Annotated in this window: 10 protein-coding genes; 5 read left to right on the top strand and 5 right to left on the bottom strand. The window is 72.0% G+C overall.

Annotated features, from left to right (window positions below; all coding sequences use genetic code 11):
- Positions 1–206 precede the first annotated feature (206 nt).
- The gene (locus ACF088_RS36720) at positions 207–818 is read right to left on the bottom strand and encodes a response regulator transcription factor (RefSeq protein ID WP_003948568.1); all 612 of its coding nucleotides are present in this window, start codon (positions 816–818) and stop codon (positions 207–209) included.
- A 379-nt stretch (positions 819–1,197) separates the two neighbouring features.
- Between ACF088_RS36720 and ACF088_RS36715 the strand changes: the two genes are divergently transcribed.
- A complete protein-coding gene (locus tag ACF088_RS36715; RefSeq protein WP_159481459.1) occupies positions 1,198–1,530 on the top strand; it encodes a WhiB family transcriptional regulator in 333 nt (110 codons plus the stop codon).
- 276 nt (positions 1,531–1,806) lie between these two features.
- On the opposite strand, the gene ACF088_RS36710 is transcribed toward ACF088_RS36715, so the two are convergent.
- A complete protein-coding gene (locus tag ACF088_RS36710; RefSeq protein WP_392380271.1) occupies positions 1,807–2,718 on the bottom strand; it encodes a LysR family transcriptional regulator in 912 nt (303 codons plus the stop codon).
- Between the two features lie 164 nt (positions 2,719–2,882).
- Between ACF088_RS36710 and ACF088_RS36705 the strand changes: the two genes are divergently transcribed.
- Complete coding sequence (locus ACF088_RS36705) at positions 2,883–3,548, top strand: MOSC domain-containing protein (RefSeq protein ID WP_392380270.1); 666 nt, start codon at positions 2,883–2,885, stop codon at positions 3,546–3,548.
- Positions 3,549–3,805: 257 nt separating this feature from the next.
- Positions 3,806–4,579, top strand: coding sequence for an SDR family NAD(P)-dependent oxidoreductase (locus ACF088_RS36700; protein ID WP_392380269.1), 774 nt, complete (start codon positions 3,806–3,808; stop codon positions 4,577–4,579).
- A gap of 31 nt (positions 4,580–4,610) precedes the next feature.
- On the opposite strand, the gene ACF088_RS36695 is transcribed toward ACF088_RS36700, so the two are convergent.
- Positions 4,611–6,578: a DUF2264 domain-containing protein gene (locus ACF088_RS36695; RefSeq protein ID WP_392380268.1), complete on the bottom strand. Its 1,968-nt coding sequence runs from the start codon at positions 6,576–6,578 to the stop codon at positions 4,611–4,613.
- 384 nt (positions 6,579–6,962) lie between these two features.
- Here ACF088_RS36695 and ACF088_RS36690 point away from each other — a divergent pair, with 384 nt between their 5' ends.
- Complete coding sequence (locus tag ACF088_RS36690) at positions 6,963–7,949, top strand: hydroxyacid dehydrogenase (protein ID WP_392380381.1); 987 nt, start codon at positions 6,963–6,965, stop codon at positions 7,947–7,949.
- A gap of 450 nt (positions 7,950–8,399) precedes the next feature.
- Here ACF088_RS36690 and groL read toward each other — a convergent pair whose 3' ends face one another.
- Together groL and groES are read right to left on the bottom strand one after the other, a co-directional pair.
- A complete protein-coding gene (groL, locus tag ACF088_RS36685) occupies positions 8,400–10,025 on the bottom strand; it encodes a chaperonin GroEL (protein ID WP_392380379.1) in 1,626 nt (541 codons plus the stop codon).
- A gap of 135 nt (positions 10,026–10,160) precedes the next feature.
- The gene (gene groES / locus ACF088_RS36680; RefSeq protein WP_030089482.1) at positions 10,161–10,469 is read right to left on the bottom strand and encodes a co-chaperone GroES; all 309 of its coding nucleotides are present in this window, start codon (positions 10,467–10,469) and stop codon (positions 10,161–10,163) included.
- 514 nt (positions 10,470–10,983) lie between these two features.
- Between groES and ACF088_RS36675 the strand changes: the two genes are divergently transcribed.
- A complete protein-coding gene (locus tag ACF088_RS36675; protein WP_392380378.1) occupies positions 10,984–12,342 on the top strand; it encodes an FtsW/RodA/SpoVE family cell cycle protein in 1,359 nt (452 codons plus the stop codon).
- Positions 12,343–12,638 lie beyond the last annotated feature (296 nt).

Genomic DNA, 12,638 nt, shown 5'->3' with positions numbered 1-12,638 from the left:
GCAGGTGCGCCGGCTGTCATGTCCTGCGCCCTCCCCTCGTGCCCGACCGACCCGTCCCCGAGGAACTCCATACCTCAAGGATGCGGCACCGCGCGGGGAATCGGACCGCCGAAGGACGCGGCGGCCTGCGGGGCACCCCACGGCCCCGCCCGCCGCAGGACGGGCGGGGATCTTCACTCCCCCGCATCGCTGCACGTCACAACGCCTTAGCGGACCAGTCCCCAGCGGAAGCCCAGGGCCACCGCATGCGCCCGGTCGGAGGCGCCGAGTTTCTTGAAAAGGCGCCGCGCGTGGGTCTTGACCGTGTCCTCCGACAAGAACAGCTCACGGCCGATCTCGGCGTTCGAGCGGCCGTGACTCATGCCCTCCAGCACCTGGATCTCGCGCGCGGTCAGCGTCGGCGCGGCACCCATCTCGGCGGACCGCAGCCGGCGCGGGGCGAGCCGCCACGTCGGGTCGGCGAGCGCCTGGGTCACCGTCGCCCGCAGCTCGGCGCGCGAGGCGTCCTTGTGCAGATAGCCGCGGGCACCGGCGGCGACCGCGAGCGCGACACCGTCCAGGTCCTCGGCCACCGTGAGCATGATGATCCGGGCGCCGGGGTCGGCGGACAGCAGCCGGCGCACGGTCTCGACACCGCCGAGACCGGGCATCCGTACGTCCATCAAAATCAGATCCGAGCGATCGGCACCCCAGCGGCGGAGGACTTCCTCGCCGTTGGCCGCGGTCGTCACACGCTCGACGCCGGGCACGGTTGCCACCGCCCGACGGAGCGCCTCTCGGGCAAGCGGGGAGTCGTCGCAGACGAGGACGGATGTCATGACCGCCCTCCGCAGCTGATGCGCGTCACCTTGAGCCTCCAGGCTGGTACGTATCGTCACCTGTGCGATTGGCGGCCTCGGACATCTGCCCGACGGCTACCTCTGCCAATCGCCTCCGCACTCTCAACGACGGTCACCCGAAAGAGTTACGGCTTCGGCGACCGAGTTCAGCACGCTCCGTAAGGGGCCGGATACGCAGACGACTCATCGGGCGACCGGCATCCGCGCGTGCACCCTATGCCCTATTTGGCTCTCTTTCTTCCATTTTCATGGTGACTATGACTAGATTCGCAATGAGTCATATTTACATCTACTTCGACAGTAGATGTACCGTCGTGAGCACCGAGGCCGAATCAGCACCGCTTCGAGGGGACAAGCAATGGCAGATTTCTCCCGCCTCCCGGGCCCGAACGCAGATCTCTGGGACTGGCAGCTGCTCGCCGCCTGCCGCGGCGTGGACAGCTCTCTCTTCTTCCATCCCGAGGGTGAACGCGGAGCGGCCCGCAGCGCGCGTGAGACATCGGCGAAGGAGGTCTGCATGCGCTGCCCGGTACGGGCCGAGTGCGCGGCGCATGCACTGGCGGTCCGCGAGCCCTACGGGGTGTGGGGCGGCCTGACGGAGGACGAACGCGAGGAGCTCATGGGCCGGGCCCGCCACCGGCTGATCCCCGCGTCCTCCATGACCGGTCCCGCGGGCGTCTCCGGCGCCTGACCTTCGGGAGCGCATCGTTCCCGAAGAAACGTTTCTGCATGGCTGCGCAGCCGCCTGCCCGCGGGGTGGTGGCAGGTGAGAGCGCTGCGACGGGGATCCAGGGCCCGTACGGGGCCGGTGCGGCCGGGTCCCTCCCACGGGGCCGGTGCGGCCGGGCTTCTCCCACGGGCTCGGCGAACGGGTCCGACGAAGGGGCCCGACGTGACCAGTCGGCCGGAAGCTTTCGACACCACGGTGCTGCCCGGCAGCTACGGCCGGGCGGGGCGCTCGGTTCCCTCAGCGCCCCGCGGCATCCGCCAGCCGGTCGAGCGTCGCTCCGACGGCGGGGACCTTCGCCAGATCCGGCAGGGTGAGCGCGACGATCTCGCGGTGCACGGCGGGCTCCATCCGTATCGCCGTGGCCCCCTTGGGGCGTACCGACTCCAGGGTGAGTTCCGGCAGCGCGGCGACCCCCAGGCCCGCGCCGACCAGGCCGATCACCGCCGGATAGTCGTCCGTCGCGAAGTCGATGCGCGGGGTGAAGCCCGCACTCTCACAGACCTCCACCAGATGCCGGCGGCAGCGGGGACAGCCCGCGATCCACGCCTCGTCGGCCAGCTCGGCGAACTGCGCGGTGCCCGCCTTCGCCAGCCGGTGGCCGTCCGGCACCAGGCCGATCAGCCGGTCCGCCAGGATCGGCCGGACCACCAGGTCGTCCCACTCCGCTCCGGCCGCCGGGTCCGCGCCGCGCACCTCCGGATAGCGGAAGGCCAGCGCGATCTCGCAGTCGCCGTTGCGCAGCATCTCGATGGAGCGCGGTGGCTCGGCCTCGACCAGCGAGACCCGGGTACCCGGGTGGGCGGCGCGCATCTTCGCGAGGGCGGTCGGCACCAGCGTCGAGCTGCCGGAGGGGAAGGACACCAGCCGCACCCGCCCCGCGCGCAGACCCGCGATGGCCGCGATCTCCTCCTCGGCGGCGGTGAGCCCGGCCAGGATGCCCACGGCGTGGCGTACGAGCGCCTCACCCGCCTGGGTCAGCCTCATCTCGCGGCCCGCACGGACCAGCAGCGGGGTGCCGGCGGACTGTTCCAGGGCCTTCATCTGCTGGCTGACGGCCGGCTGGGTGCAGCCCAGCTCGCGCGCGGCGGCGGAGAAGGAGCCGGTCGTGGCGACGGCACGCAGCACACGGAGATGACGGGCCTCGATCATGTTTCGAGCATAAGCGAGTCTTGGGTTGGCCGGGGAAAAAGGAGTCCATGCTTTTGGACGGGATGGCCGGCGTTGCCCCGGATCGAGGGCATGCGTGAGACGTGAGAGGGGACGCCCCCACGGGCCTTCCCGTGGACCACGCCGATCGAGCAACGGAGCACCGTATGCAGCTGCTGACCGTAAATCTGGGACGGCCCGCCCCGTCCGAGCACACCGATGCGGAGGGCGGCACGGGTATCGACAAGAGGCCCGTGGACGGCCCGGTGCGGGTCACCGCCCCCGGCCCCCGGGGCACCGCAGGCAGCGGGCTGGCCGGTGACGCGGTGGTCGATCTGCGCTTTCACGGCGGCGACGACCAGGCCGTCTACGCCTACGCGCGCGAGGACCTGGACGAGTGGCAGCGGGAGCTGGGCCGCGAGCTGGCCAACGGCTGCTTCGGGGAGAACCTCACCACGTCGGGCGTCGACGTCACCGGCGCCCTCATCGGCGAACGCTGGCGGGTCGGCCCGCAGCTGCTGCTGGAGGTCAGCTCACCGCGGATCCCCTGCCGTACGTTCCACGGGTGGATGGGCGAGCACGGCTGGATCAAGCGGTTCACCCAGGCTGCGGTGCCCGGCGCGTTTCTCCGGGTGATCGAGGCGGGCGAGATCCGTGCGGGGGACGCGGTGGAGGTGGTGCACCGCCCGGATCACGAGGTGACGATCGGGCTGGCGTTCCAGGCGCTGACCATCCGGCGGGAGCTGCTGCCGCGGCTGCTTGAGACGGGTGGGGCGCTCGCGGAGGAGGCCCGGGGGACGGCGCTGAAGTACGTGGAGCGGCAGGGGGGTTGACCGCGGGGGCGGGGCGGGGTGGCCACGAGGGGGGCGGCCACGGGGGCGGGGCGGGGCTCCGGGAGTGCGGATCAGGACACCGGGAGACGGGCCGGCAGCGGGAGCCGGGTGGCGCCCCGGGAGCCGGGGGCGGCAGCGGGCCGGGGCGGCGGGCCTTTGTCCCGGTTGCCGGAGGGCGGGTTGCTCGTCTGCGCGGGCGGCCGCGCCACCGGGGGGAGGGGCTCGGGTGGCGTGCCCCGGGCGGATAGCGTGCCGGTATGACGACTGCATTGATCACGGGAGCGACGGCGGGCATCGGGGCGGCGTTCGCCCGGCGGCTCGCGAGTGACGGCCACAGCGTGGTGCTGGTAGCGCGCAGCGAGAAGCGACTGCACGAGCAGGCCACCGAGTTGCACGACCGGCACGGCATCGAGGCCGAGGTGCTGAGCGCCGATCTGTCCACCGAGGAGGGCATCGCCGCCGTCGAGGCGCGGCTCTCGGACACCAGGCACCCGGTGGATCTGCTGGTGAACAACGCCGGGTTCGGCAACAAGGGCGAGTACCTCGAAGTCTCGATGGCCGACGAGCTGACGATGCTGAAGGTGCACTGCGAGGCGGTGCTGCGGCTGACCACGGCCGCGGTGCGCGGGATGCGGGACCGCCGGCGGGGTGCGGTGGTCAATGTGGCGTCGGTGGCGGCGTTCGTGCCGCGCGGCACCTACGGCGCGAGCAAGGCGTGGGTCGTGCAGTTCACCCAGGGGGCCGCGCGGGATCTGGCGGGCAGCGGCGTCCGGCTGATGGCGCTGTGCCCGGGGTTTGTGCGGACCGAGTTCCACCAGCGGGCCGGGATGGGCACGGACAACATCCCCGGGTGGATGTGGCTGGACGCGGACAAGCTGGTCGATGCCGCGATGAAGGATCTGACCCGGGGCAAGTCCCTTTCCGTTCCGGACCCGCGGTACAAGGCGCTCATGGGCGCCGTGAAGCTGGCGCCTCGTGGAGTGCTGGGCGGCCTGACGTCCCGTACCGGGCGGAAGTACGGGCCCCGCTGACGCGGTGTGACGTCCGGTACAGGACTGCCGCTTACCTCTTACCTCCTGGGCCCTGCCCCTCCCGCCCGTCATCTCCCGTGGGCGGGCGGGGCAGGGCCAGCTGGGCGCGGGTGCCGTCTTGCCAGGTGACGTGGATGCCGTGGCCCGTGAGGTGTGTGGTCGCCAGGGTGTGTACGGGGGCGGGATCCGGGTCTCCCGTCAGGGAGGCCAGGGCTACGAAGAGGGTCCCCCCGGGGCCTGAGGTGGTGCTGCCCTCCAGGACTGCGGTCCGGGTGCCGGGGCCGAACAGGGTGCTCCCCGTCGGGGTGGGGTGCGGCGGGGTGTCGTAGCCGTGGACGGGGTGGAGTTGAGCGGTGGGGCCGTCGGGCGTGGTGGCCCAGCCCGTCTGGCGTACGCGGGTGCCCGGGGCGGCGCCGGTGACCAGGTGGACGCGGAGTTCGGCGCGGCCGTGGACGAGGGTGGCGGACAGGATCCGGATGCCCGGGAGGTCGCTGCCGTCGGCGTGGCGGGGGGTGTGGGTGGAGGAGGCCCGGTCGGGGCCGGTGGCGTGCGGGGTGGCGGGGCCGCGGGTGGTGAGGTGACCGTCGAGGAGCAGGCCGAAGTGGTTGTCGGGCAGGGGCTGGTGGTCGGGCAGCGGCTCGCCGTCGGACAGCGGCTCGCCGTCGGCGGTGGGGCCAGTGCGGGTGGAGTAGGCGAAGCGGGCGTAGTAGGGGTCGGGGGCGGCGAGGGTGGAGTTGCTGCCGTGGTTGTGGAGGCGGACCAGGCCGTCGGAGGCGGTGGACTGCAGGAGCAGGCCGGTGGGGCCGAGGGGCCGGGCGGTGTCCGCGGTTTCGGCCGGGAGCGGGGCCTCGGGGTCGGTCCAGGCGGGGTGGCCGGCGGGGAGCAGGAGGCCGAGGAAGCCCTTGGCCGCCCAGTAGGGGGAGGCCGGACCCGAGTAGCTCTGGAGCATCGGCACGTAGGGGCCGTACCAGCCGAGCGGTAGCAGACCGTCCCGGGTGACGGCTCCCCGGTCGAGGAAGTGGCGCAGGGTCCCGGAGGCGAGACGGCGGGTGGCACCGGGGGTGAGCGGGGTGTGGCCGGTGAGGGCGCCCAGCCACGGGGCGGCGGTGGCGGCGAAGCGGTAGGTGAGGGAGCGGCCGAACGGCAGGGGTGCCCCGTTGGCGTCGAAGGGGCGGGTGCAGTCGTCCAGTTGGGCGTGCAGGCGGGCGCCGTAGGTGGCCAGGAGCGTCAGGTCGCCGGCGAGGTGGGCGTGCAGGACCGGGTAGAAGTGCATCGCCCAGGCGTTGTAGTGGTCGAATGCGCGGTTGTCGCCGTCCGAGTACCAGCCGTCGCCGCGGTACCAGTCCTCGATACGGGTCAGCGCGCGGTCGATGGCGGCCTGCGCGCGGACGGTCTCGATGCCCGCTGCGCGGAGGAAGCCGCCGACGGTGAGGCCGAAGAGCCACCAGTTGTTGTCCACGGGGGACGGGCCGAGGGCGGGCAGCAGCCAGTCGGCGACACGGGCGCGGACGCTGTCGTCGAGGGTGTCCCACAGCCAGGGGCGGGTCAGGCGCAGGCCGAGGGCGAGCGAGGCGGCTTCGACACGGGCCTGGCGGATGGTGCCGATACGGGGCCAGGAGTCGGGGTCCGCGGGCGTCAGCTCCCGTGCGGTGGTGGGGCTTCGGGTGCCCGCGGCCAGGCCCTCGGCGTAGCGGGAGAGGTGGGCGTGCGGGTCGCGGCCGTTGCTGCCGGCGACTCTGAGGGCGGCGAGCAGGAAGGTGCGGGCGAAGCCTTCGAGGCCGTCCGAGCGGGGGCCGGAGGAGCTGGGACGGGGGCCCGGCAGGGTGATCAGGCCGTGGCGCGGGGAGGCGTAGGGGGCGGTGGCGTGGAGCAGCCCGTCGGCCGTCGCCTCCCAGTGGGCGCGGGTCCAGCCGGTGTACGCGCTGCGGCGGCGGTCCTCGGGCGGGAGGGGGAAGGGGTGAGGGTGCTGGGGGCGGAGGTGGTGGGGGTGCTCGGGCATGGCGTCCCCTGGGACGGAGGATGACGGCCGGCCGGGACGGAGGAATGACGGCCGACCGCCGGGAATCCTTCAGGTGCGGCTGACCGGACGTCAAGGGAACGCCGCACGTCAAGAGAACGCCGCACGTCAAGGGAACACGGAGGAGGAGATCGCATGACCCCACCGTCCGCCACCGGCCCCCACTCCCCACCCACCGGAGGATCCGGGGACCTCCCGGCGGCAGCTCGGGGAGGGCCGAAGGCCCCGGCCCGCGGCGCCGTCACCACACCCGGCGCACCCCCGCCCGCCGCCGCAGGCGCCACGGCGGCACACCATCACGACCGGCAGGCCGAAAGAGCGGTGAGCACGCCCGGCGCGGCGAACCGGCCCACCCTGCTCCTGTCGATGGGCCCCGGCATCGCCGAACGGCTCCTCGACACCCGCCACCACACCCGTCTCGCGGCCCTCGCCCGTACCGACCCGCACCTCGTCGCACACGAGCTGGCCGACCCCACCCCCGCCGTCGCCGCCGCCCTCGCCGACGCCGAGGTGCTGCTCACCTGCTGGGGCGCCCCACAGCTCACCGGCCGGGTGCTGGACGCCGCCCCACGGCTGCGCGCCGTCGTGCACGCCGCCGGTTCGGTCAAACACCACCTCACCGACGCCTGCTGGGAGCGCGGGATCGCCGTCACCTCGGCCGCCGCCCCCAACGCCCTCCCGGTCGCCGAATACACCCTCGCCGCGATCCTGTTCGCCAACAAGCGCGTGCTGCACGCCGCCCACCGCTACCGCGGCCTGCGCACCGCGCACGACTGGCACCACGAACTCGGCACCACCGGCAACTACCGCCGCACCGTCGGCGTCATCGGCGCCTCCCGCATCGGCCGCCGGGTCATCGAGCTGCTGCGGCCGTTCGATCTGCGCGTCCTGCTGCACGACCCCTACGTGACCGACGCCGACGCCACCCGGCTCGGTGTGCGGCCGGTCCCCCTCCACGCCCTCTGCGCCGGCAGCGACCTCGTCACCGTGCACGCCCCCCAGCTGCCCGCCACCCGCCATCTGCTCGGCGCACCCGAACTGGCCCTGCTGCCCGACGGCGCGACGTTGATCAATACCGCCCGCGGCTCGCTGGTCGACGGGGCGGCCCTGCTCCCCGAGCTGGTCTCCGGCCGCCTGCACGCCGTCCTCGACGTCACCCAGCCCGAACTCCCGCCGCCCGGCTCGCCGTTGTGGGACCTCCCGAACGTCCTGCTGACCCCCCACGTGGCGGGGTCCCTGGGCACCGAACTCCACCGCCTGGCCGACCACGCCCTGGACGAACTCGAACGCTATGCACACGGCCGGCCTTTCAACGGCCCGGTGCTGCCGGAGCATCTGCACCACTCGGCATAGCGCAACGGGGCCGGAGGGCGCCGCTCGCCATGAGCACGACGGGCCCGGGGCGCTGTTCAGCATGAGCACGACGGACCGCGGGCGCCCGGGCGTTCACGGGAGGGGGCCTCGGCGCCCGCGCGGCCTCACGCGAGGTGGCCCTCTGGCTCGCACGCCTCAGGCGAGGCGGCCTCCTCGTACGCCCTGCCTCAGGACGGGGCTCCTCACACGGGGCTCCTCACGCGGGGCCCCCTCCAGACCCGCCCACCCCCCGAAGGGGGGTGGGCGGCGGGGAAACAACACACCTGGGGGCGAGCGGCGAAAGACACCACCCCCGGGGCGAGCAACCGAAGACACCACCCCGGGCCCCCAAAAACCCCGAAGACCCGGCCCCCGCCACAGCGGAAACCGGGTCTTCGGTATGCGGTCCACGGCAGGCCGGCAGGCCCACCGTCACCGTGTCAGCTCACGTCAGTGCGCGTGCCCGTGACCGTGACCGGCCTCGGCCGCGTCGTCCTCCGCGGGCTTCTCGACGACCAGGGTCTCGGTCGTCAGGAGCAGCGAGGCGATGGACGCGGCGTTCTCCAGGGCGGAGCGGGTGACCTTCACCGGGTCGATGACGCCGGCCTTGACCAGGTCGCCGTACTCGCCGGTGGCGGCGTTGAAGCCGTTGCCCTTCTCCTGCTCGGCAACCTTCGCGGTGATGACGTAGCCCTCCAGACCGGCGTTCTCCGCGATCCAGCGCAGCGGCTCGACGACGGCGCGGCGGACGACGGCGACACCGGTGGCCTCGTCGCCCTCCTTGCCCAGGGAGCCTTCCAGCACCTTGGCGGCGTGGACCAGAGCGGAGCCACCACCGGAGACGATGCCCTCCTCGACCGCGGCGCGGGTCGCGGAGATGGCGTCCTCCAGACGGTGCTTCTTCTCCTTGAGCTCGACCTCGGTGGCCGCACCCACGCGGATGACGCACACGCCACCGGCGAGCTTGGCGAGGCGCTCCTGGAGCTTCTCGCGGTCCCAGTCGGAGTCGGTGGACTCGATCTCGGCCTTGATCTGGGCGACGCGACCGGTGACGTCCTCGGACTTGCCGCCACCGTCGACGATGGTGGTGTCGTCCTTGGTGACGGTCACCCGGCGGGCGGTGCCGAGCACGTCCAGGCCGGCCTGGTCGAGCTTGAGGCCGACCTCCTCGGCGATGACGGTCGCACCGGTGAGGGTGGCGATGTCGCCGAGCATGGCCTTGCGGCGGTCACCGAAGCCCGGGGCCTTGACGGCCACGGCGTTGAAGGTGCCACGGATCTTGTTGACGACCAGGGTCGACAGGGCCTCGCCCTCGACGTCCTCGGCGATGATCAGCAGCGGCTTGGAGGCACCCGCCTGGATGACCTTCTCCAGCAGCGGCAGCAGGTCCTGGATCGAGGCGATCTTGCCCTGGTGGATCAGGATGTACGGGTCCTCGAGGACGGCCTCCATCCGCTCCTGGTCGGTGACCATGTACGGCGACAGGTAGCCCTTGTCGAAGGCCATGCCCTCGGTGAAGTCCAGCTCCAGGCCGAAGGTGTTGGACTCCTCGACGGTGATGACACCGTCCTTGCCGACCTTGTCCATCGCCTCGGCGATGAGCTCGCCGACCTGCTTGTCCTGCGCGGACAGACCGGCCACGGCGGCGATGTCGGTCTTGTCGTCGATCGGACGGGCGGTCGCGAGGAGCTCGTCGGAGACGGCCTTGACGGCGGCGTCGATGCCCTTCTTCAGGGCGGCCGGGGAGGCGCCGGCGGCGACGTTGCGCAGACCCTCGCGGACCAGCGCCTGGGCCAGCACGGTGGCGGTGGTGGTGCCGTCACCCGCGATGTCGTTGGTCTTGGTCGCCACCTCCTTGACGAGCTGGGCACCCAGGTTCTCGTACGGGTCGTCGACCTCGACCTCACGCGCGATGGTGACACCGTCGTTGGTGATCGTGGGCGCGCCGAACTTCTTGTCGATGACGACGTTGCGGCCCTTGGGGCCGATCGTCACCTTGACCGTGTCGGCAAGCTTGTTGACGCCGCGCTCAAGGGCGCGACGGGCGTCCTCGTCGAACTTCAGGATCTTCGCCATGGGTTGCTTCAAGTCCTCTCATTGCGATCCTCGGCCACGACGTGGGGACCGCTGTCGCTCAAACGAACTGCGCCCCTGCCCCGGGTTGATTAGACGCGGGAACCAGGGGCGCAGATCACGGCAAAACTGGGTGACTTACTTCTCGACGATCGCGAGAACGTCGCGAGCCGAGAGAACGAGGTAGTCCTCGTTGTTGTACTTCACCTCGGTGCCGCCGTACTTGCTGTAGAGCACGACGTCGCCGACGTTGACGTCGAGCTCGACGCGCTTGCCGTCCTCGACACGGCCCGGGCCCACGGCCAGGACGACGCCCTCCTGGGGCTTCTCCTTGGCGGTGTCCGGAATGACCAGGCCCGAGGCCGTGGTCTGCTCGGCGTCGAGCGGCTGGACCACAATGCGGTCCTCAAGCGGCTTGATGGCAACCTTGGAGCTGGTGGTCGTCACGATCCGACCTCCCCCTTCGGAGATCTCACGGGGTTAACTGTCTGAGGTGGCGACCAGGTCGATCCGTCGTCGCGGGTGCCGGACCTGCCCGTCGCTGTGTGTCTGGCACTCCCCACTGGAGAGTGCCAACGCCGAGACTATGACGCGGTTAGCACTCGGTCAAGCGGAGTGCCAGCGCGGCGGGGTGCGCTTGCACTCCGCTCCGGTTGACCGGCCGTCCGAAGTCGTGGCCGCCGACGGGCCGCACCCCGCCGACCAGGGCCTTCCACGGCGGGATCGGGGCAGGGCAGAAGCCGAACGACGGGCACATTCCCATCAAATCGGACACACCTTCCCCTTCCCTCGCAACCACGCCACCGGCTGCCTCGTCTACCTCCCCGACTGCCGAGCCGACGAACCGGGCACCTCCCGGCCGGCCCGCGGCCTTGACGATCAGTGGCGGAGGAGACCCGTGCGTGGACAGACCAGCGTTCCCCGGGCGGCCCGGCAGCGGGAGAGTGACGCCGAGCGCACCATGACGTTCGCCGCGCTGGCCCAGGCACCGGACCGCCGGCGGACCGAGGCATGGCTGCTTGCCCTCGCCGTACTGATCGCGGACTTCGGGTACGCCTGCACCGGGCTGTCGATGACCGGCCGGCTGCCCGGCGGGCTGGCCGGCTTCGCCATCAGCATGTTCTTCGTGGCGCTGGTCCCGCACCTGGTCCTGCGCCGCTTCGCGCCCCGCGCCGATCCGCTGATCCTGCCGCTGGCGACGCTGCTGACCGGGATCGGCCTGGTGCTGCTGCACCGCCTGGACGTCACCTATGCGCAGACGCCGCGGCTCAAGATCGCTGAGGCGGCGAGCGGGCAGCTGGTGTGGACGGTGATCGGGGTGGCGGTCTGCATCGCGATCCTGCTGGTGGTGCGCGATCACCGCATTCTGCAGCGCTACATCTACCTGACCATGGTGGTCGCGCTGGTGCTGCTGATGGCCCCGGCCTTCTTCGGCGCCGATATGTACGGCGCCAAGCGCTGGATCCTGCTCGGGCCGCTGTCGCTGCAGCCCGGCGAATTCGTGAAGATCATGATCTCGGTGTTCTTCGCCGGCTATCTGACCGTCAACCGCGATGCCCTGGCGCTGGCCGGACGCCGCGTCCTGGGCGTCCAACTGCCCCCGGGGCGGCAGCTCGCACCGATCTTCACCATCTGGGTGATCAGCCTGCTGGTGCTGGTCTTCGAACGGGACCTGGGCACTTCGCTGATCTTCTTCGGCGTCTTCGTGATCATGCTGTACATGGCCACCGAGCGCACCAGTTGGGTGCTCTGCGGCCTGGCCATGGCCGCGGTCGGCGCCACGGTCGTGGGCTCCACGGAACCGCACGTCAAGGGCCGGATCATGGCCTGGCTGCATCCGATGGACATCTTCCTGCCGGAGAAACAGCGACCGCCGGGACTGATCTCCAACCAGGCCGCGCAGGCGCTGTTCGGCTTCGGCAGCGGCGGCATCTCGGGCAGCGGCCTCGGCCAGGGCCACCCGGAGCTGATCGGCTTCGCCGGCAACAGCGACTTCATCCTCACCACCGTCGGCGAGGAGCTGGGGCTGGCCGGGGTGATGGCCGTGATCATGCTGTACGTGCTGCTCGCCCAGCGCGGCCTGCGGGTGGGGCTGACCGCCCGCGACCCGTTCGGCAAACTCCTCGCGGTCGGGCTCTCCGGAGCGCTGCTGCTCCAGGTCTTCGTGGTCGCCGGCGGCGTCACCGGCCTGATCCCGCTGACCGGCAAAGCACTGCCGTTCCTCGCCAAGGGCGGCTCGTCACTCGTCGCGAACTGGGTGATGGTGGCCCTGCTGTTGCGCATCAGCGACCACGCGCAGCGCCGACGCGAGCCGGCCTAAGCCTCCGGCTTCCCCCGCCGGTCCGCTGCGCTTTGCCTCGGCACGCGTTTTCGGCTTTCCCGCCGTGGGTGCTTCTCGCCGTTGCGCCTGCGCCTGCGCCTGGCGGCGGGCGGGTCCGCTGCGCGGGGCGTTGCCGCTGCGCGGGGCGGGTCCGCTGCGCGGGGCGTTGCCGCTGCGCGGGGCGGGTCCGCTGCGCGGGGCGTTGCCGCTGCGCGGGGCGGGTCCGCTGCGCGGGGCTGTTGGGGTGCGGTGACGGGCCTGCGCGGGTGGGTGTCCGGACTGCTTCGCTTTACGTC

The sequence above is a fragment of the Streptomyces sp. NPDC015125 genome (genome assembly GCF_043080045.1).
GTDB lineage: Bacteria > Actinomycetota > Actinomycetes > Streptomycetales > Streptomycetaceae > Streptomyces.
Note: the sequence above shows the minus strand (reverse complement) of the source record. Positions and strands in the feature narration are given on the sequence as shown.